This window comes from Methylobacterium fujisawaense (genome assembly GCF_039619325.1).
GTDB lineage: Bacteria > Pseudomonadota > Alphaproteobacteria > Rhizobiales > Beijerinckiaceae > Methylobacterium > Methylobacterium fujisawaense.
The window spans coordinates 1,363,950-1,383,939 of the sequence record NZ_CP155000.1 but is presented as its reverse complement, the minus strand read 5'-3'; the positions used below and the strand labels follow the sequence as shown (position 1 = coordinate 1,383,939).

General features: G+C 69.5%; 19 protein-coding genes. 7 read left to right on the top strand and 12 right to left on the bottom strand.

The features are described 5' to 3' along the window. Positions 1-10: 10 nt before the first annotated feature. Together ABC766_RS06615 and fae are read left to right on the top strand one after the other, a co-directional pair. Complete coding sequence (locus tag ABC766_RS06615) at positions 11-844, top strand: triphosphoribosyl-dephospho-CoA synthase (protein WP_345821560.1); 834 nt, start codon at positions 11-13, stop codon at positions 842-844. A gap of 238 nt (positions 845-1,082) precedes the next feature. After that, on the top strand, positions 1,083-1,595 hold the full coding sequence (gene fae / locus ABC766_RS06610) for a 5,6,7,8-tetrahydromethanopterin hydro-lyase (protein WP_043353182.1): 513 nt from the start codon (positions 1,083-1,085) through the stop codon (positions 1,593-1,595). A gap of 393 nt (positions 1,596-1,988) precedes the next feature. Here the strand turns inward: fae and ABC766_RS06605 are convergent, their stop codons facing one another. The 3 genes from ABC766_RS06605 to groES form a co-directional block, all read right to left on the bottom strand. After that, complete coding sequence (locus ABC766_RS06605; protein WP_287090520.1) at positions 1,989-2,240, bottom strand: hypothetical protein; 252 nt, start codon at positions 2,238-2,240, stop codon at positions 1,989-1,991. A gap of 166 nt (positions 2,241-2,406) precedes the next feature. After that, positions 2,407-4,047 carry a chaperonin GroEL gene (gene groL, locus ABC766_RS06600; RefSeq protein ID WP_043755635.1) on the bottom strand — a complete coding sequence of 547 codons (1,641 nt, stop codon included), beginning with the start codon at positions 4,045-4,047 and terminating at the stop codon, positions 2,407-2,409. Positions 4,048-4,121: 74 nt separating this feature from the next. After that, on the bottom strand, positions 4,122-4,412 hold the full coding sequence (gene groES / locus ABC766_RS06595; protein ID WP_010682002.1) for a co-chaperone GroES: 291 nt from the start codon (positions 4,410-4,412) through the stop codon (positions 4,122-4,124). A 213-nt stretch (positions 4,413-4,625) separates the two neighbouring features. Between groES and ABC766_RS06590 the strand changes: the two genes are divergently transcribed. Further along, on the top strand, positions 4,626-5,612 hold the full coding sequence (locus ABC766_RS06590; RefSeq protein ID WP_345821558.1) for a CorA family divalent cation transporter: 987 nt from the start codon (positions 4,626-4,628) through the stop codon (positions 5,610-5,612). 32 nt (positions 5,613-5,644) lie between these two features. On the opposite strand, the gene ABC766_RS06585 is transcribed toward ABC766_RS06590, so the two are convergent. Next, complete coding sequence (locus ABC766_RS06585; RefSeq protein ID WP_345822868.1) at positions 5,645-5,920, bottom strand: hypothetical protein; 276 nt, start codon at positions 5,918-5,920, stop codon at positions 5,645-5,647. Between ABC766_RS06585 and ABC766_RS06580 the strand changes: the two genes are divergently transcribed. Continuing rightward, a complete protein-coding gene (locus ABC766_RS06580; RefSeq protein WP_345821557.1) occupies positions 5,819-7,279 on the top strand; it encodes a PAS domain-containing methyl-accepting chemotaxis protein in 1,461 nt (486 codons plus the stop codon). The two genes, ABC766_RS06585 and ABC766_RS06580, sit on opposite strands and share 102 nt — an antisense overlap. A 121-nt stretch (positions 7,280-7,400) precedes the next feature. Here ABC766_RS06580 and pdeM read toward each other — a convergent pair whose 3' ends face one another. The 3 genes from pdeM to ABC766_RS06565 form a co-directional block, all read right to left on the bottom strand. Then, entirely contained in the window at positions 7,401-8,114 is a 714-nt protein-coding gene (gene pdeM / locus ABC766_RS06575; RefSeq protein ID WP_345821556.1) for a ligase-associated DNA damage response endonuclease PdeM, read from the bottom strand. A 41-nt stretch (positions 8,115-8,155) separates the two neighbouring features. Beyond that, positions 8,156-10,759, bottom strand: a complete 2,604-nt coding sequence (locus ABC766_RS06570) for a ligase-associated DNA damage response DEXH box helicase (RefSeq protein ID WP_427902294.1) — start codon at positions 10,757-10,759, stop codon at positions 8,156-8,158. Positions 10,760-10,881: 122 nt separating this feature from the next. Then, positions 10,882-11,838: an alpha/beta hydrolase gene (locus ABC766_RS06565; RefSeq protein WP_043383200.1), complete on the bottom strand. Its 957-nt coding sequence runs from the start codon at positions 11,836-11,838 to the stop codon at positions 10,882-10,884. 287 nt (positions 11,839-12,125) lie between these two features. Between ABC766_RS06565 and ABC766_RS06560 the strand changes: the two genes are divergently transcribed. Continuing rightward, positions 12,126-12,479, top strand: a complete 354-nt coding sequence (locus ABC766_RS06560) for a DUF6460 domain-containing protein (RefSeq protein ID WP_043351744.1) — start codon at positions 12,126-12,128, stop codon at positions 12,477-12,479. Positions 12,480-12,609: 130 nt separating this feature from the next. After that, positions 12,610-13,968: an MATE family efflux transporter gene (locus ABC766_RS06555; RefSeq protein ID WP_345821555.1), complete on the top strand. Its 1,359-nt coding sequence runs from the start codon at positions 12,610-12,612 to the stop codon at positions 13,966-13,968. Between the two features lie 34 nt (positions 13,969-14,002). Here ABC766_RS06555 and ABC766_RS06550 read toward each other — a convergent pair whose 3' ends face one another. Beyond that, positions 14,003-14,341: a hypothetical protein gene (locus tag ABC766_RS06550; protein WP_345821554.1), complete on the bottom strand. Its 339-nt coding sequence runs from the start codon at positions 14,339-14,341 to the stop codon at positions 14,003-14,005. A gap of 215 nt (positions 14,342-14,556) precedes the next feature. On the opposite strand from ABC766_RS06550, the gene ABC766_RS06545 reads away from it, so the two are divergent. Further along, the gene (locus ABC766_RS06545; protein ID WP_043383208.1) at positions 14,557-15,450 is read left to right on the top strand and encodes an HpcH/HpaI aldolase/citrate lyase family protein; all 894 of its coding nucleotides are present in this window, start codon (positions 14,557-14,559) and stop codon (positions 15,448-15,450) included. Positions 15,451-15,542: 92 nt separating this feature from the next. Here ABC766_RS06545 and ABC766_RS06540 read toward each other — a convergent pair whose 3' ends face one another. The 4 genes from ABC766_RS06540 to ABC766_RS06525 all read right to left on the bottom strand — a co-directional run bounded on the left by ABC766_RS06540 (position 15,543) and on the right by ABC766_RS06525 (position 19,693). After that, positions 15,543-15,818: a hypothetical protein gene (locus tag ABC766_RS06540; RefSeq protein ID WP_345821553.1), complete on the bottom strand. Its 276-nt coding sequence runs from the start codon at positions 15,816-15,818 to the stop codon at positions 15,543-15,545. Beyond that, positions 15,815-18,112, bottom strand: a complete 2,298-nt coding sequence (locus ABC766_RS06535; RefSeq protein ID WP_345821552.1) for an FdhF/YdeP family oxidoreductase — start codon at positions 18,110-18,112, stop codon at positions 15,815-15,817. Before ABC766_RS06535 ends, ABC766_RS06540 begins: the two co-directional genes overlap by 4 nt. A 157-nt stretch (positions 18,113-18,269) precedes the next feature. Beyond that, positions 18,270-19,346 carry a quinone-dependent dihydroorotate dehydrogenase gene (locus ABC766_RS06530; protein ID WP_345821551.1) on the bottom strand — a complete coding sequence of 359 codons (1,077 nt, stop codon included), beginning with the start codon at positions 19,344-19,346 and terminating at the stop codon, positions 18,270-18,272. After that, the gene (locus ABC766_RS06525; RefSeq protein WP_287090464.1) at positions 19,343-19,693 is read right to left on the bottom strand and encodes a DUF952 domain-containing protein; all 351 of its coding nucleotides are present in this window, start codon (positions 19,691-19,693) and stop codon (positions 19,343-19,345) included. The genes ABC766_RS06530 and ABC766_RS06525 overlap by 4 nt, the downstream gene beginning before the upstream one ends. Between the last annotated feature and the right edge of the window lie 297 nt (positions 19,694-19,990).

Genomic DNA, 19,990 nt, shown 5'->3' with positions numbered 1-19,990 from the left:
CGGAACCGGGATGAGCGGCCTCGACGCGGCGCTGATCGGCACGCTCTACCGGGCGGCCTGCCTCGCGGAGCTCGACGCCCTCAAGCCCGGCAATGTCCACGCCTACGCGCCCGGCCATCGCATGGTGCTGGCGGATTTCGTCACCAGCGCCGATGTCTCGGCGCCGGCCCTGGCCCGGGCGGGCACCGGCCCGGGCATGCGGATCCGCGACGGCGTCGCCGCCACGATGGCGGCGGTGGGCCAGAACACCAATCTCGGCATCCTGCTCCTCTGCGCCCCCCTGGCCGTCGCGGCCGAGCGGGGCCTGACCGTCGCGACGGCGCTCAAGACGCTGAACACCACGGATGCGGACGCCGTCTTCGCGGCCATCCGCCTCGCCAATCCGGGCGGCCTCGGCCAAGCCGAGCACCACGACGTCGCCCACGCGGCGCCCGCCGCCCTGCACGATGCGATGGCGGAGGCCGCCAACCGGGACCGGATCGCCCGCGCCTACGTGACGGACTTCGCGGACGTGCCGGCGATCGGGCTCGCGGCCCTGGCCGAGGCCCGCGCCGGGGGGCTCGACCCCACATGGTGTACGACCGCGGTTCATCTCGCCTTTCTCCAGGCGGTCCCCGACAGCCATGTCGCCCGCAAGCACGGCGCCGCGGCGGCCGAACGCATCCGCCGGGAGGCCGAGGCCCTCCGCGCCGGGATCGACCTCGCCGCACGGCCGGTCGACGCGCTGCTGGACTTCGACGCGTCGTTGAAGGCGCGGGCCATCAATCCTGGCACGAGCGCCGATTTTACCGTCGCGACGCTGTTCTGGGACGCCCTCGCGGCTGCCGGCGCACGGCTGGTCTGACCCGGGCGCACGATCCGGGGATCACGGCACCGGACAGATGGAAATTCCTTCGTGTCAGAGCCTTGCGCGGGTTGTGAGCCGCTGGGCCCCGCTGTAGGGTCCGCCGCGCTGTCCGGCCCAACCGGCTCGGCTCATCCGGCTCGGCCGGCATGGTCGGGCGCCGATAACAAGGATGGCTTCCCGGCCGCGGCACCGCCCGGCGCGCGGCTCTATTTCGGAATCCAGGGAGAGACACCGAATGGCGAAGATCACCAAGGTTCAGGTCGGCGAAGCGCTCGTCGGCGAGGGCAACGAGGTCGCCCACATCGATCTCATCATCGGACCGCGCGGCTCGCCCGCCGAGACGGCTTTCTGCAACGGCCTCGTGAACAACAAGCACGGCTTCACCAGCCTGCTCGCGGTCATCGCGCCGAACCTGCCGTGCAAGCCGAACACCCTGATGTTCAACAAGGTCACCATCAACGACGCCCGTCAGGCCGTCCAGATGTTCGGCCCGGCCCAGCACGGCGTTGCCAAGGCCGTGCAGGACGCGGTGGCCGAGGGCATCATCCCGGCGGACGAGGCCGACGACCTGTACATCCTGGTCGGCGTGTTCATCCACTGGGAGGCGGCCGACGACGCCAAGATCCAGAAGTACAACTACGAGGCGACCAAGCTGTCGATCCAGCGCGCCGTCAACGGTGAGCCGAAGGCTTCGACGGTCACCGAGCAGCGCAACTCGGCGCAGCACCCCTTCGCCGCCAACGCTTAGATCGGGGACGGTCCTGGGCAGAGCGAGCCTCCGCCCGCACCGCGGGGCCTGCTCCAGCGACTGGCTTCGATCTTCCTTGGCCGATAGGTAAGCCTTTGAACGGGACGGCGAAAGCCGTCCCGTTTTTCGTTTGTCGCCCGCCACTCGAAACGCCGCGAGACGGGGCTTCGGGCGCCGGCGCGCTGGACGCGTCATGGTCGGCGCGCGCGACCGCGGGGACGCGCGGACTGAGCCCGAGACGTCGGCCTCCCCTCGACCGCCGTGCGCCGTCGCGGCAGGGTGAGGCGCGGTCGCACCGGTGACGCGGCGGCGCCGCCGACGTCGAGGCTCCGCCGTTGATGTGGAAGAACTCCATCGCGGCGCGCGGATACTCTGTCGTCGCGGCCGCGCCAATCAGAGCCGCAAGGTCAGGTCATGCCAACAGCCGCCGAAGAATCCGCAGCCCTGCGCGATGATTGGATGCACGGCGGCCATCTGGTCCTCGCCGCGGATCCCGATCCGTCGGATCACGCGGCGATCCATGCCTGGATCCTCGACGTCATCGAGGGCGGCGGCGGAGACCCCGATCACGACGGTATCCGCGACCTGATCTACCACAGCCTGAACTTCGACATCCCTTTCCAGGCGACCGAGCGTGTCCGGCAATCCTTGATCGCCACCGTGCGAGCCCGCCTTCAGGCCCCGGCGTCGCGTCAAGGCCGCTGAGACCGACCGGACTCCGCCGCGCGCACCGAGCAGCCACGGCAGCGCCAAAAGAAAAGGGGCCGCCTCTCGGCGCCCCCCTTCCTCCGTCATGCGCGGTGGCGTGGACTTAGAAGTCCATGCCGCCCATGCCGCCGCCCGGCATCGCCGGAGCAGGGCTGTCCTTCTTCGGGGCGTCGGCGACCATCGCCTCGGTGGTCACCAGCAGGCCGGCCACGGAGGCGGCGTCCTGCAGGGCGGTGCGCACCACCTTGGCCGGGTCGACGATGCCGGCCTGGATCATGTCGACGTACTCTTCGGTCTGGGCGTTGAAGCCGTAGGTCTCGGAGTCCGCCTTGTCGGTGATCTTGCCGACCACGATCGAGCCCTCGACGCCCGCGTTCTGGGCGATCTGGCGGATCGGGGCCTCAAGGGCCTTGAGGACGATCTTGATGCCGGCCTGGACGTCCGGAATGTCGGACTTCAGAGCAGCGACCGCCTTCTTGGCGCGCAGGAGCGCGGTGCCGCCGCCGGGGACGATGCCTTCCTCGACCGCCGCGCGGGTGGCGTTGAGGGCATCGTCGACGCGGTCCTTCTTCTCCTTGACCTCGACCTCGGTCGCGCCACCGACGCGGATCACCGCGACGCCGCCCGCGAGCTTGGCCAGACGCTCCTGCAGCTTCTCGCGGTCGTAGTCCGAGGTGGTCTCCTCGATCTGCGCCTTGATCTGGCTGATCCGGCCCTCGATGTCGGCCTTCTCGCCGACGCCGTCGATGATCGTGGTGTTCTCCTTCTCGATCCGCACGCGCTTGGCGCGGCCGAGCATCGGGAGCGTCACGTTCTCGAGCTTGATGCCGAGGTCCTCGGCGATCATCTGGCCCTTGGTCAGGATCGCGATGTCCTCGAGCATCGCCTTGCGGCGGTCACCGAAGCCCGGCGCCTTCACGGCCGCGACCTTCAGGCCGCCGCGGAGCTTGTTGACGACGAGCGTGGCGAGCGCCTCGCCCTCGATGTCCTCGGCGATGATCAGGAGCGGCTTGCCGGTCTGGACCACGGCCTCGAGCACCGGCAGCATCGCCTGGAGCGAGGAGAGCTTCTTCTCGTGGATGAGGATGTAGGGGTCTTCCAGCTCGGCGACCATCTTCTCCGCATTCGTGATGAAGTACGGCGACAGGTAGCCGCGGTCGAACTGCATGCCTTCGACGACGTCGAGTTCGGTCTCGGCGGTCTTGGCCTCCTCGACGGTGATGACGCCCTCGTTGCCCACCTTCTGCATGGCGTGGGCGATCATCTCGCCGATCTCCTTGTCGCCGTTGGCGGAGATCGTGCCGACCTGGGCGACCTCGTCGGAGGTCGAGACCTTCTTGGCGCGGGCGATGATGTCCTTCACCGCAGCCTGGGTGGCGAGGTCGATGCCGCGCTTCAGGTCCATCGGGTTGATGCCGGCGGCGACGTACTTGGCGCCCTCGCGGACGATGGCCTGGGCCAGCACGGTCGCGGTGGTGGTGCCGTCACCCGCGATGTCGTTGGTCTTCGAGGCCACTTCGCGCACCATCTGGGCGCCCATGTTCTCGAAGCGGTCGGCGAGCTCGATCTCCTTGGCGACGGTGACGCCGTCCTTGGTGATGCGCGGGGCGCCGAAGCTCTTCTCGATCACGACGTTGCGGCCCTTCGGGCCCAGCGTCACCTTCACCGCGTCTGCGAGGATGTCGACGCCGCGCAGCATCTTATCGCGGGCGTCGGCGGAGAAACGAACGTCTTTCGCTGCCATTGTGTGCCTCTTATCTGGTTGGGTTGCGCCCCAAGACTATGGAAAGTCTCAAAGGGCGGTGAGAGGTGATCCGATCAGACGGCGACGACGCCCATGATGTCGGATTCCTTCATGATCAGGAGGTCCTGACCGTCGATCTTGACCTCGGTGCCGGACCACTTGCCGAACAGGACGCGGTCGCCGGCCTTGACGTCGAGCGGGTTGACGCGGCCCTGCTCGTCGCGGGCGCCGGGACCGACGGCGACGATCTCGCCTTCCTGCGGCTTCTCCTTGGCGGTGTCCGGGATGATGATGCCGCCCTTGGTCTTCTCCTCGCTCTCGATGCGACGGACGACCACGCGGTCGTGCAGCGGACGGAACTTCATGAGCTGCCCTCTTGCTTCAGGTCTGGAGTTGGCGTTGATGCGGCCGGCGGGACCGCTCGCGAACTCGACTGTTAGCACTCTGTCTCGGCGAGTGCCAAAGACGGCGGCGAGATAGGCTCGCTGCGGTTCCGAGTCAAGGCTGTCGCACCCCCGCGCGACGGTGCGATGACGCGCCGGCGGCCTTCCTTCTCGTCCCATGGATAATGCGCCGTCATGTTGAGCCTGCACGGACCCGAAGGCCCGGTGGCGTTGCAACCCGGCAGCCCGATCGCGCGCCATACGGTCTGGCTCGACCTGAACGACCCGAGCCCGGAGGAAGCCAAAGCGGTCGAGGCCGCGACCGGTCTGCGCGTGCCGTCCCGGGCGGCGCTGTCGGAGGTCGAGACGTCGAGTCGCCTGCGCCGGGTGAAGGGCGGCCTGTCGCTCTCGACGCCGATGATCACCTTCGAGCAGAGCGCGTCGCAGGTGAAGCCGCTGGGCTTCCTGTTGACCAAGGACCACTTCGTCACGATCCGCTTTCACGACCTGCGCGCCTTCGACTCCTCCGCGAAGCGCATCGCGGAGGGCGATGGCAGCAAGACCCCGAGCGAGATCTTCCTCGTCGTATTGGAGGAGCTGGTCGACAGCCTCGCGGACGCCCTGGAGGACATGGGATCGGAACTCGACACGCTCTCGACCCGGATCTTCGACTTCGACGTCCGCGGTGCCGAGCGGCGGCGCCTGGAGAGCCCGCCGCCCCGGCGCCGCGACCTCGCCCTGCGCCGGATCCTGCGGGGCATCAGCAACCGCGGAAAGGTCCTGGGGAAGATCCGCGCCAGCCTGCTCGGGCTCGAACGGATCGTGCCGTTCGTCGCCGCAGCCTGCGACGGCATCGGCCTGCCGGAGGACGCGCGCTTCGAGACGATCAAGCGGGACATCGAATCCCTCGACGAGTTCGAGACGCGCCTCGCTGAGAACGTGCAGTTCCTGCTCGACGCGGCCCTCGGCCTCATCACCATCGAGCAGAACAACGTCTTCCGGGTGCTCACCGTCGTCTCAGTGGTCGGCGTCCCGCCGACATTGATCGCGTCGATCTACGGCATGAACTTCAAGCACATGCCGGAGCTGGACTGGACTCTTGGCTATCCCTACGCGCTCGGCCTGATCCTTTTCAGCGCCATAGCGCCTATAGTATACTTTCGAATGCGCGGATGGTTCTGATATTCAGACCGATTTCACAGCAAATAAATCATCTATTCAAGTTTTAAAGGCGCGCAAATCGTCCACTTCAACCTCGAAGGCACTCCGTCTTCGCGATCGAAAGTCTTCGATTTCATACCGCCAAACGGAGACCAACATAATCCAACAAGAAAGAGTTCATTAACGCTGCGATGCGATACCCGCGGGCGAGGAATGCGAGTGTCGAAATGTTCAACCGTGCGACTTTCAACGAAGCCCAGGCCAAGATTGATGCCCTGGATCGTTCGCTCGCGATCATCGAGTTTTCGATGGACGGAAACGTCGTCCATGCGAACGAAAATTTCTTGAAGCTGATGAAGTATGATCTGCCGGATATTCAAAACCGGCACCACCGTCTCTTCGTGGATAAGGCCTATGCCGGGACCGCAGAGTATACGGAATTCTGGGACAAGCTGAAGGTCGGCCAGTACGTCACCGGCGAGTTCCTCCGCCTGGACAAGGACGGCAACTCGGTCTGGCTGGAGGCGACATACAATCCCGTCCTCGACGCCCGTGGCCGGCCCGTCAAGGTGGTCAAGTTCGCCTCGGACATCTCCGCCAAGAAGAAGGAGATCAATCGGCTCCTGACCATGATCGACAACGTTCCGGTGGCCGTCATGACGGCCGACCTCAAGAACGATTTCAAGATCGACTATATGAACGCCACCTCGCGCCGGACCCTCGGGACGATCGACCAGCATCTGCCGGTGAAAGTCGACGACATGCTCGGCCGGTCGTTCGACATCTTCCATAAGAATCCGAGCCACCAGCGCACCATGCTGGCGGATGCGAGCCGGCTGCCGCACTCCACCAAGATCAAGGTCGGACCCGAGACCTTGAACCTGCGCGTCACGGCCGTGAACGACGAGAAGGGTCAGTATCTCGGGCCGATGCTGACCTGGGCCGTGGTCACCGCGCAGGTGAACATGGAGACCGACGTCAAGCGGGTGGTCGAGGCGGTGGGCTCGGCCATCCAGGAGATGCAGAACTCGGCCGAAGGGCTGATGCAGTCCGCCGAATCCGCACGGCACAAGGCCTCGTCGGTCGCGGCGAATTCCGAGCAGATGAACGGCGCGATCCAGGAGATTTCCGGTCAGGTCGGGCGCGTCTCGGAGCGCGCGCAGCAGATCGCCGCGCAGGCCGGGACCACGGACGCGACCATGCGCCAGCTCGCCGAGAATGCCCGCAAGGTCGACGCGGTGGTCAGCATGATCAAGTCGATCGCCGACCAGACCAATCTCCTGGCGCTGAATGCGACCATCGAGGCGGCGCGGGCGGGGGCCGCCGGCCGCGGCTTCGCGGTGGTGGCCTCCGAGGTCAAGGCGCTCGCAGAGCAGACCGCCAAGGCGACCGGCGAGATCACACAGCAGGTCTCGGCGATCCAGAGCGCCACCGGCGAGGCGGTGGGAGCGATCGAGATGATCACCGCGGCGGTGGGCGAGTTGTCCAAGCTGACCCTGGCGATGGCGAGCGCCGTCGAGGAGCAGGCGGTCTCCACCCACGAGATGGCGGGCAATATCGGCGGTGTTTCCGAGGCCGCCAATGCCACCGGTCAGCTCGCCCGGGCCGTCCAGGATGTCGCCGAGAGCCTCGCGGGCCACTCGGCGAGCCTGTCGGACAGCGTGACCCGGTTCATGAAGACGTCCTGAGGCCGGATCAGACCGGCCGCCTTGCCGCGGCGCCGTCCTGGCGAACGGAGCGAGGCGATCCCGGAGGCGCGGCGCATCGAAACGACGCGCCGCGTGAATTTGCGCGGGATGACGGGCGCGCTCAGTCCCGGGCGAGCTGCGCCCGGCCGATGGCGAAGACCCGGCCGTCGCCGAGGAGGTGGGCGGTGAATCCCTTCGGGAACAAGCCCTCGATGGCCTTGTCGCGCACGTTCAGCCCGCCCGCATAGGCGCCGAAGGCCGGCATCACCAGCCGCGTGCCATCCGTGACGAAGCAGCGGCGGCGGACCGCCCGCCCCCGCATCGCCACCTTCCCGCAGGGATGGAGATGGCCGGCGATCTCGCCGGGAACGGGCTCCGGGCTCGGCTCGTGGCGCAGGACGAGGCCGCCGAGGGTCAGCGCGTCGGCGTAGCGCCCGCCGACCCCTTCGTTCACGGCTGCATCGTGGTTGCCGGCGATCCAGACCCAGTCCCGGCCCTCCTGCAGCGCCGCCACCAGGGCGCGGTCGCCCGGCTCCAAGCGCTCGGGCCCGCGGGCGTCGTGGAAGGAGTCACCCAGGGCGACCACGCGGGCGGGCTCGTGACGCGCCACCGCCTCGTGGAGGCAGGCGAGCGTCTCGCGGGTGTCGTAGGGCGGCAGGAACTGGCCGGATCGGGCCGCGTAGGACGAGCCCTTCTCCAGGTGGAGGTCGGACACGATCAGCGTCCGGTGCTCCGGCAGCCAGAGGCCGCCGCAGAGATCGAGCACCAGGGTCTCGCCCGCGAGCATCAGGGTGGGGTGCTTGTGAGTCTTCTCGAGTCTCAGGCCGGCCGCCAAGATCGCATCCTCGGTGTCGTCGGGGGAGGGCGGATCGACGGTCAGGACAGAGCCTCTTGGAGAAGCTCCGCCTCGGCCTCGGCCAGGATCTCGTCGGCGCCCTCGCCGTAGACCCGCTCGCGCCCGATCTCGAGCATCACGGATACGGAGAGCGGCGAGACCCGGTCGAGAGACCTGTGGATGATTCGCCCCTGGATGCGCTCTAGCATCATGCCGAGGCGCCTCACGTCGAGGAGTCCGGTTGCCGCATCCTGCCGCGCCGCCCGCAGCAGGAGGTGGTCGGGCTGGTGCTTGCGCAGCACGTCGTAGATCAGATCGGTCGAGATCGTGACCTGCCGGCCGGATTTCTTCTGCCCCGGATGGTGGCGCTCGATCAGGCCGGCGATGACGGCACATTGCCGGAAGGTGCGCTTCATCATCGCCGATTCGTCGAGCCACGCCTCCAGATCGTCGCCGAGCATGTCGACCGCGAAGAGGTCGCCGATGAAGTCGGGATCGCGGGCGGCGCGTTCGGAAACGTCCCGAGTCGTCCAGATCGCGATGCCATAATCGTTGGCCGCGAAGCCCAGCGGCCGCAGGCCGTCGCGCTCCAGCCGGCGGGTGAGCAGCATGCCGAGCGTCTGGTGCGCGAGGCGGCCCTCGAACGGGAAGGCGGTCAGATAGTAGCGCTTGCCCCGCGGGAACGTCTCCACGAGGAGGTCGCGCTCACCCGGCAGGACCGAGCGGCGGCGCTGCTGGACCAGATACTCGCCGATCTGCTTGGGCAGGCGATCCCACGCGAACGGGTCGGCGATGAGAGCCCGGACCCGGGCGGCGAGGAAGGTCGAGAGCGGGAATTTCGCGCCCGCGTAGGACGGGATCGCCGGGTCGGTGCCGGGCGGGGCGCGGGTCACGAGGCACTCGTCCTCGGCGAGGCCCTCGAAGCGGAGGGTCTCGCCCGCGAACAGGAAGGTGTCGCCGACGGTCAGCGTCTCGGCGAACTCATCCTCGATCTCGCCGAGCACCCGCCCGGATTTCGGCAGGACCGTGCCGGGCTTGCCGCGCAGGGTCCGGCCCAGACGGACTCGGACCCGCGCCGCCTCCACGATGGTGCCGACATTCATCCGATAGGCCTGCGCGGTGCGGGCGTCGCGCACGCGCCAGAGCCCGTCCGGGCCGCGCAGGATCTTGGCGAAGCGTTCGTAGGCGCGCAGCGCGTAGCCCCCGGTGGCGACGTAATCGACCACCTGCTCGAAAGCTTCCCAGGTGAGCCCAGCATAAGGCACCGCCGAGACGATCTCGTCGTAGAGATCGACCGGGTCGAAGGCGTCGGCGCAGGCCATGCCGAGCACGTGCTGGGCGAGGACGTCGAGGGCGCCCTGGCGGGCATCGGGGGTGTCCTGCGCGGCTTCCTCGACGGCGTCGAGCGCCGCCTGGCACTCCAGCATCTCGAAGCGGTTGCCCGGAACGAGATAGGCCTTCGAGGGCTCGTCCATGCGGTGGTTGGCCCGGCCGATCCGCTGCATGATCCGGCTCGCGCCCTTCGGCGCACCGACATTGACCACGAGATCGACGTCGCCCCAGTCGATGCCGAGATCGAGGGTCGCGGTGCAGACGATCGCCCGCAGCTGACCCGCCGCCATGGCGGCCTCGACCCGACGGCGCTGCTGCGCGTCCAGCGAGCCGTGGTGGATCGCGATCGGCAGCGCGTCCTCGTTGAGCCGCCACAGCTCTTGGAAGGTGTACTCCGCCTGGAGCCGGGTGTTCACGAAGACCAGCGTGGTCCGGTGCTCCTTGATGAGCTCGTAGATGGCCGGCATCGAGTGCCACGCGGTGTGGCCGGAGATCGGCAACGCCCGGCCGAGGTCGAGCATGCGCAGATCCGCCTTCGCGCCGCCCGCCACCGTGACGAGATCGGCCATGGGGGGCGCGACCTGCCCTCTCTCCCGTGCGGGAGAGGGTTGGGGTTGGGGTGAGGGACGAGGAGTCTCGGGATCAGGCACGTCGGCGCCGGGCGTCGCGGTCGAGCCAGGTTCTGTAAGTTCTCGTTCTTCACCCTCTCCCGCTCGGGAGAGGGGACCCACGCCCGGTCCCACAACCGTGTCGGCCGTTTCGTCGTGCAAAGTGGGAGGCGCACCCGCAGACGGGGGGAAGGGAAGCGGCCCCTGCGGCACCAGATATTTCCGCAGCTCATCCGGCTCGCGCACCGTCGCGGACAGCCCGATCGCCGCGAGCCCCGGGCTCAGGCGATGCAGACGCGCCAGCGCCAGCGACAGCAGGTCGCCGCGCTTCGACGTCACCAGCGCGTGCAACTCGTCCAGCACCACGCACCGCAATCCGGAGAAAAACTCGGCCGCCTCGCGGTGGGCGATCAGCAGCGCCAGTTGCTCGGGCGTGGTCAGCAGGATGTCGGGCGGACGGCTGATCTGACGGGTGCGCTTGTGCGCAGGGGTATCGCCGGTGCGGGTCTCGACGCGCACCGGCAACCCCATCTCGGCGATCGGCGCGTCGAGGTTTCGGGCGATGTCCACCGCCAGCGCCTTGAGCGGCGAGACGTAGAGGGTGTGGAGCCCCGCCGGCTTCAGCTTCTGCGTCCCGCGCTCAGCGAGGGCGACGAGGCTGGGCAGGAAGCCGGCCAGCGTCTTGCCGGCCCCGGTCGGCGCCACGAGGAGGGCCGAACGGCCGGCGCCGGCGATCCGCAGGAGATCGAGCTGGTGCGGCCTGGGCGCCCAGCCGCGGGCCGCGAACCAGGCCTGGAATAGCTCCGGAAGGACCTCGGACAGGTCGCTCAGGCGAGCGCCATCAGGAAACGGTCTATCAGTTCCAGGGCCCTCTCGCTCATCGGGCTCGGATAGCGGGCGAACACGTGACACCCGCCGGGATAGACCGCGGTGTGGCCGCCATTGCCGGCCGCCGCCCAGCGCGCCGACATGTACAGCGTGTCGTCGAGGAGGGGATCGGCAGTGCCGATGGTGAACAGGGCCGGCGGCAGCCCCTTCAAGTCGGCATAGATCGGCGACACGTCCGGCCGACGCCGGTCGATGCCCTCGCGGACATAGCCGTCGGCGAACTTGGTCAGGTCGCGGGTGTTCACGACGAGCCGCTCCTCGCCCCAGTTCCGGACCGATGGGGTGAGGCCGAGGTCGAAGAAGCCGGCATTCAGGTTGGCGCCCCGGAAGGCCCGCGGCAGGTTGTGCTTGTCGCGCAGCCGCAGCAGCACCATCACGGCGAGGTGCGCGCCCACCGACTCGCCCCCGATCGTCAGGGCGTGAATGCCGAACTCGACCTTGCCGGGGCCGGCCAGCCAGAGGGCCGCGGCCTCGCAATCGTGCAGCGCTGCCGGATAGGGATGCTCCGGGGCGAGCCGGTACTCCACCGAGAGGGCGACGAAGCCGCAGGTGTCGGCGATCCGCTCCAGCCAGGGATCCTGCTCGTCGGCGGAGCCCCAGACCCAGCCGCCGCGATGGATGTGCAGATAGGCGCCGCGCAGCTTCGTACCGGGCTTGGGCCGGACCACGCGGAGCTTGAGAGGACCACCGGGCCCGTCGATCGTCAGCCACTCCGCCCGGGCGCTGTGCGGCATGGCCGGCGCCGCCTTGGTACCCAGGCGGCGGCGCTCGCGGACTTCGGCGATCGGCAGCGACCAGGGATCGGGCAGGGCGGCATGCGCCGCCACAATCTCGGCATTGATCCGGATCGTCTCGGGATCGATCGTCGCCGGGTCGAACAGGGCGTGGTCGATCATCGTGCGTATGGTCCCGTCGGCACTCGAGCCTCTCACAACACTCCCATATCCCGGGAGTTCTCCCTTTGGTCGAGGGGGCGCTGCGACAACCCGGCGTCGTGCCCCACCCCGTCCTGCATCTTGGCCCTGCATCTTGGCGTGCGCGTCGCCGCTTGCCATCTGCACGGCGCAGGAGAAACCCGCCAACGCCCGATCCGCGTTCCGGTTTCGACGCGGTGTGGTGCGCAGGCCACGGTTCCGCCCGCTTCGTCGCCGATCCGAAGGCCCTGAGGCTTCACGAGGACGCAATGCTCGTCGATCACGACCGGCGCCGGCAAGGCTATCAGCAGGGCGCGCCGCCGAACGCCCCCTATGGGGCGGAGACCTACCGGTCACGACCCTCGGCGCTCCGGCGCTTCCTCGGCGGCTCGCCCGCCGGCGTGTTCCTGCGCCTGCTGTTCCTGTCGGTGCTGGTGGGCGCCTTCATGTCGATGCTCGGCCTCACGCCCGGGCGGCTGTTCTGGCACGTCTATGATTCGGCGCGGGCGCTGATCGATGTCGGGCTCGCCTCGCTCCACGATTTCGGCGGCTGGATCCTCGCCGGGGCGATCGTGGTCGTGCCGCTCTGGCTGATCGCGCGCCTCTTCGCCGTCTCGCGCTGACCGAATCCGCGGCCGACCGGCACGGTCAGGCCCGTCATCCCGGCGCCGCGGAGCGGAGCCTGGGAGCCTGACCTGCCGATGCCCTCGTCCGGCTTTGCGCGGACGGCGCAGCTTTCCAGCGTGAGGCCTGATGCACGCCGCCAGCCCCGGCCGCCCGACGAACCGCCGCGTTCTGGCTCTGGCGCTGCCGATGACGGTCGCCAACGTCACGACGCCGATGCTCGGCTTCGTCGGGGCGGCGGTGATCGGCCGGCTCGGCGACGCGGCGCTGCTCGGTGCCATCGCCCTCGGCGCGGTGATCTTCGACGCGATCTTCTGGTCGTTCGGGGCGCTTCGCATGGCGACCGCCGGCCTGACCGCGCAGGCGGTCGGCGGACAAGACGAGCCGGAGGTCGACCGCATCCTCGCACGGGCGCTGGCGGCGGGCGCCCTGATCGGCCTCGTCCTGGTGGTCCTGCAGGGGCCGCTCGCCCAGCTCGCCTTCCGGATCAGCGGGGCGAGCGAGGCCGTGATTGCGGGCCTTGCGACCTATTTCCACATCCGCATCCTGTCCGCGCCCTTCGTGCTGGCGAGCTACGGCGTGCTCGGCTCGGTCCTGGGGCGCGGGCGCACCGATCTCGGCCTGCTGCTGCAGGTCGCGATCAACCTGACCAATGTCGCGGTGACGCTCACCCTGGTCCTGGGCTTCGGCCTCGGGCTCGCCGGGGCGGCGCTGGCGACGCTGGGCGCCGAGGCGCTCGGGCTCGGCTTCGGGTTAGTCCTCCTGGCGCGCCTCGGCGCGCGGCCGTTCCGGGTGCCGCTGCGCGATCTCCGCGACGCCACGGCGCTCCGCCGGACGCTCAGCGTCAACGGCGATGTGATCCTGCGGACGCTCGCCCTGATCACCGGCATCGTGCTGTTCTCGGCGCTGGGCGCCCGGCAGGGCGACGTGGTGCTGGCGGCGAACTCGGTCCTGTGGAATCTCTTCCTGATCGGCGGGTTCTTCCTCGACGGCTTCGCCACGGCGGCCGAGACCCTCTGCGGCCAGGCGGTGGGCGCCCGGGACGCGGACGCGTTCGATGCGGCCGCCACCCTGTGCCTGCGCTGGTGCCTCGGCTTCGGGCTCGCGGTCAGCCTGCTGTCGCTGGCGGGCGGCGCGGCCTTCATCGATGCCGTGACGACGAACGGGCCGGTGCGCGAGGCGGCGCGCTCCTACCTCGTCCTCGCGGCCCTGGCGCCGCTCGCCGCCGCTGCGCCCTTCGCGTATGACGGGATCTACATCGGCGCGACCTGGACCCGGGCGATGCGCAACCTGATGGCGTGCGCGCTCGCCGCCTATTGCGCGATCCTCGTGCTGGTCGAGAGCCTGGGCCTCGGCAATACCGGGCTGTGGCTCGCCTTCGTGGGCTTCCTGGGCGCCCGGGGCCTCGGACAGGCGATCGCCTTCCCGGGCCTCGCCCGGGACACGTTCCGGGAACCGGCGTCCTCCGCACGCGAACAGGCGGCCTAGGCGGATTCTGCGTCCGTGCGAGGCGAGCGGCCTGCTAGCGCGGATCCTTCCAGGTGGTGGGCTGGGCGGACGGCGCGGCGCGGGCGACGGTGCCCGTGGTGCGCGGCATGAGGGCCTCCGCCCGACGCGGGTAGGACCGGCGCGCCGCGGAGCCGTAGCGGCGGCCCCGGCGGACATGGCGGCGCCCGCGCTCCGTCGAGTTCCCCACGAAGCCGCCGACCACGGCGCCCGCGACGGCACCGATCGGCCCGCCGACCAGCGCCCCCGCGACCGCGCCGGAGCCGACGCCGAGGGTGGTCCGGCTCTGGGCCCGGGCCGCCTCGGGTGCCGCCAATGTCCCGAGCAAGGCCAGGGTGACCAAGACTTTGCGCATCGTCGAGTTTCCGGGTTCCAAGAATTGGTTTCGTCCGGCCTTTAAGCGGCGGAACATGACCAAACCGCGGCTTCGATCTGCGCAGAGAGGCCGCGGTATCAAACCGCCCGGGAACTCACCGGCCCCGATCGTCAGGGTGTGGCGCGGCCGGTTTCGTGCTTTAGGGTGCAGTGCAACGACAGGAGGCCGCGCGACGGCCCAGGAGGGAGAAGCCGATGGCCACGACGACCGATCTGCGCCTGCGCCGGAGCGTGCTCTACATGCCCGGCTCGAACCAGCGGGCGCTCGACAAGGCCAAGACCCTGCCGGTGGACAGCATCATTCTCGACCTCGAGGATGCCGTCGGTCCGGAGGAAAAGGAGATCGCCCGGGAGCAGGTCTGCGCCGCCGTGAAGAGCGGCGCTTACGGCAGCCGCGAGCTGATCATCCGGGTCAACGCCCCGCAGACCCCCTGGGGTGAGGCCGATCTCCACGCCGCCATCGAAGCCAAGCCCGACGCGATCCTGATGCCGAAGGTCTCGTCGCCGGCGGTGCTGGAGAGCATCGCCGACCGGCTCGAATCCCTCGACGCCCCGGAGGGCATCGCGATCTGGGCGATGATCGAGACGCCGGCCTCGATCCTCAACATCCAGGAGATCGCACGGGCCAAGCGCGATCCGCGCAACCGCCTGACCTGCCTTGTGCTGGGCACCAACGACCTCGCCAAGGACACCTGGGCCAAGATCGTGCCCGGCCGCGTGCCGATGCTGCCCTGGATGATGATGGCGCTGGCCGCGGCCCGGTCGGAGGGCTTGGCCATCCTCGACGGCGTGTACAATGACATCGCCGACACCGAAGGCTGTCGCGAAGAGTGCCGTCAGGCCCGCGACCTCGGCTTCGACGGCAAGACGCTGATCCACCCGACGCAGCTGGAGCCCGCCAACACGTCCTTCGCCCCCACCGAGGAGGAGGTGCGCCGGGCCAAGCTGGTGATCGAGGCGTTCGAGCGCCCGGAATATGCCAAGCGCGGCGCGATCAAGCTGGAGGGTCGGCTCTACGAGCGGCAGCACCTCGGCGTGAACCGCCGGGCGGTCACCTGGGCCGAGGCGATCAAGGCGAAGGGGTTCTGAACCGTCTTCCAGCCCGCAGCGCCACCCTCTGCCGTGTCGCGCGGGACTGGGTCATCGCGCGACCCTCGTGATGACGGGTCCGCGCTTGTTCATCACGTGGCGCGCCCGGCGGATTCGTAGCGCGTCCGCTGGGTGCGCCCATCGCGCGCCGTGACCACGACGAGCCCCGCCTCCTCCAGGCCGACCAGCGACCGCAGCACGAGGGCGTGCTCCACCCCGAAGGTGCGGGCGAAGGCGCGGCTGTCGCCCGGCAGGCCGAGATCCAGCGCCGCCAGGAGACCCGCCGACAGCGGGTCGAGGCCGGGATGAGCGGCCGAAACCCGGTCGAGGGCGGCGACGAACGCCGCCTCGTCGGGGCCCTGGCTCACGCGGCCACGGGCGCCTGCAGGGTCACCAGCACGGACTTGGAGGTCGGCGTGTCGCTCTTCTCGCCGAAGGTCGAGAGGGGCACCAGCACGTTCAGTTCCGGATAGTAGCCGGCTAGCGATCCCCGCGGCATGTCGAAGGGCACGAGGCGGAAATTCTCCGCGCGGCGGGTGATGCCGTCGTCGTGCGTGCCCACGATGTCGACGCGCTCGCCGAGCCGGTCGCGGATCGCCGCGAGGTCGTCCGGATGGGCGAACAGGACGCGGCGCTCGCCGTAGACGCCGCGGTAGCGGTCATCCATCCCGTAGATCGTGGTGTTGTACTGGTCGTGGCTGCGGAACGTCTGCAGCACGAACGTGTCGCGGGCCTTCCGGGCGGCCTGATGTTCGGTTTCGGCCGGAAGGGCATCCGCCGAGAAATTGGCCCGGCCGGTGGCCGTCTCGAATACCCGCTCGGCGGCGAGGTTGCGCAGCATGAAGCCGCGGGGCTTGCGCACGCGGGTGTTGTAGCCGGTGAAGCCCGGGATCGTGGCGGCGATCGCCTCGCGGATCCGGTCGTAATCCGCGGCGAAGCCGGCCCAATCGATGGCGGAGGCGCCGAGAGTCGCCTGCGCCATCCCGGCGATGATGGCGATCTCGGACCGCAGCTCCTTCGAGGCCGGCTTGTTGATGCCGCCCGACCCGTGGACCATGCTCATCGAATCTTCGACGGTCACGATCTGGATCTTGCCTTCTTCGGTCCGGTCGATCTCGGTGCGGCCGAGGCAGGGCAGCAGGTAGCCGACCGCGCCGGGCACCAGATGGGCGTGGTTGAGTTTCGTGGCGATGTGGACGGTGAGCCGGCACGACGCCAGCGCCTGCGCCACCACCGGCGTGTCGGGCGTCGCCCGCAGGAAGTTGCCGCCGAGCCCGATGAAGGCCTTGGACGTGCCGTCCCGCATGGCGCGGATCGCCGCGAGCACGTTGTGACCGTGCCGGCGCGGCATGGCGAGGCCGAAATGCTGCTCCAGGGCGTCCAGGAAGGACGCGGAGGGGCGCTCGTTGATGCCGACCGTGCGGTCGCCCTGAACGTTCGAATGGCCCCGGACCGGGCACAGGCCCGCGCCGGGGCGGCCGATATGGCCGCGCAGGAACAGGAGGTTGGCGATCTCCCGGATCGTCGCCACCGAGTGCCGATGCTGGGTCACGCCCATCGCCCAGGTGGCGATGACCCGCTGCGCGCCGAGATAGACGTCCGCCATGGCGGCGATCTCGTCCATCGTGAGGCCGGACTGGTCGAGGATCGCGTCCCAGGAGGTCGCCTCAACCGCCGACCGATAGGCGTCGAGACCGGCGGTGTGGTGCTCCAGGAAGGCCTGGTCGAGGAGCGACGGCCGGCCGATCGCCAGGGCCTCGGCGTCGCGGGCGAACACGATCTTGGCGATGCCCCGGAAGGCCGCCATGTCGCCGCCCGAGCGCGGCTGCAGATAGTGGCTGGCGATGGGGCGGCTCGAGCCGCGGAGCATCTCGACGGTGTTCTGCGGATCGGCGAACCGCTCCAGGCCGCGCTCGCGCACCGGGTTGAGCACCACGACCTGGGCGCCGCGCTCGGCCGCCCGGCGCAGGTCGCCGAGCATCCGCGGATGGTTGGTCCCGGGATTCTGACCGACGCAGAAGATCGCGTCCGCCTTCTCGAAATCCTCCAGCAGGACCGTGCCCTTGCCGATGCCGATCGCATCGATCAGCGCCACGCCGCTCGCCTCGTGGCACATGTTCGAGCAGTCGGGGAAATTGTTGGTCCCGTAGGCCCGGGCGAAGAGCTGGTACAGGTAGGCGGCCTCGTTGGAGGCGCGGCCCGAGGTGTAGAACTCGGCCTGGTCCGGATGGTCGAGCCCGCGCAGGGTCGCGCCGATCTCCGCGAAGGCCGCGTCCCAGCTCACCGGCAGGTAGCGGTCGCTCGCCGCGTCGTAGCGCATCGGATGCGTCAGGCGGCCCTGGCCCTCGAGGGCGTAGTCGCTCCAGTCCCGCAGCTCGGTCAGCGTGTGCTTGGCGAAGAAGGACGGCTTCGTGCGCTTGTCGGTGGCCTCCCAGGAGACCGCCTTCACGCCGTTCTCGCAGAACTCGAAGGACGAGCCGTGCTCCGGGTCGCCCCAGGCGCAGCCGGGGCAGTCGAACCCGTCGGGCTGGTTGGCCTTCAACAGCGCGCGGGCGCCGGTGAGGGGCGCGCGGCTGCCGAGCAGGTGCTTGCCGCAGCTCTTCAGAGCACCCCAGCCGCCGGCGGCGGATGAGCGCTTGGAAGACCCTTCAGATTGGGCCATGAACCGTCCTGGATTGGCTGACGCGACGTGTCTCGCAGACGCGAGATAAGCGGCTCTCCAGGTCCCTCACAATGGCGTGCGGGCGCAGGCCCCTCATGCATGGGGCACAGGCTAAGCTCCCACTCCGCAAAGCCTTTCTAAACTGGCGCGTCCCCTCTCACGCGGTGCGGGCGAGTTCCGCGGCGTCCCGTCCGACCACCGTGGCGAGGCTGGTGACGCCGGCCCGGTCCATCTGCGCCAGCAGGCCCGCCTTGATGCGCCCGACCAGTCCCGGGCCCTCGTACACGAGCGCGGAGTAGAGCTGCACGAGACTGGCCCCGGCCCGGATCTTGGCCCAGGCGGCCTCCGCCGAGTCCACGCCGCCGACGCCGATCAGCGGAATCGTGTCTCCGACCCGCAGGCGCGTCTGGGCCAGCATCCGGGTCGCCGGGCCGAAGAGCGGCCGCCCCGACAGCCCGCCGGTCTCCCGAGCGAGGCCCTGCTCGCGGAGGCTCGCCGGACGGGCCACGGTGGTGTTGGACACGACGAGGGCCTGGACGCCGCGCCGTTGCGCCGTTGCGCAGACCGCGTCGAGGGCGTCCAACGCCATGTCGGGGGCGATCTTCAGGAGGATCGCCGCGTCGGCACCCGCCGCGTTGCGGGCCTCGACCGTCCGGGCGAGCAGTTCGTCGAGGAAGGCCTCGCCCTGGAGGTCGCGCAGGCCCGGGGTGTTGGGCGAGGAGACATTGACGGTGACGAAATCGATCAGCGGCGCGAGGGCGGCGGTGCAGGCCGCGTAGTCGGCGAGGCGGTCGGTGGACTCCTTGTTGGCGCCGATGTTGACGCCGACGATCCCGGAGCGGCCTTTGCGGGCACGCAACCGGCCGGCCACCACCGACATCCCCTCGCTGTTGAGGCCGAAGCGGTTGATCACCGCCCGGTCGGCGGTCAGGCGGAACACCCGCGGCCGCGGGTTGCCGGGCTGCGGTCGCGGCACCACCCCGCCCACCTCGACGAAGCCGAAGCCGAGGCTCAGCAACGCGTCGGGAACGCGCGCGCCCTTGTCGAAGCCGGCGGCGAGGCCGACCGGGTTGGGGAAGCGGCGCCCGAGCAGGTCGACGGCGAGCCGCGGGTCGTCCGTCGGCGGGCCAGCCGCCGGAAGGAGCGCCAGGGCGCGCAGCGTCAGGTCGTGCGCGCGCTCCGCGTCAAGGCGATGGAGGAGCGGCCGGACGAGCGGGAAGGCGGCGTCGATCATGCCGGCAGGATCCCGGCCGGAAACGCGTGCCGCCCGTCGCCGTCCAGCGGCATTTCGTCCACCGCGACCACGGCCGAGAGCGGCAGCGGACCGTAGAGGTGCGGGAACAGATCGCCCCCCCGCGAGGCCTCGTAGCGCAGGCCGTCGCCGAGCGCCTCGGCCTCGACCGTAACGAGGAGCAGGTCGTCCTGTCCGGCGAAGTGTCGGGCGGCCGTCTCGGCGACCTGGGCGGCCGTCGAGAAATGGATATAGCCGTCCTGGCGATCGATCGGCGCCCCCGTGAATTGGCCCGTGGCCTCGGCCTCGCGCCACAGGGCACGCGGACAGATCTTGTAGATGAGCGGCATCGAAGCTCCCCGGAACCGACGCGTCGATAGAGGCGCCGGGCGCCGACGGCAACACCGATGCGCTCTGCCGATTCGAGGAGCGATTGCAATCTGACGCCCGTAGTTCTACTTTCCTACAACTAGGCTGGACGTCACACAGCCCTGTCCGGACCGGCAGAGCGGATCCGGAAAGTAAATTGTCAAGTATCTCCGCGCGTACCCGGCGGGTTTTGAACGGACCCGGCGGACAAACCGTCTCCGTGCCCCCGAGGCAGCCGGATCCCGGCTGGTGAGACGGGGGTGCCGGCCCGCTGAGGG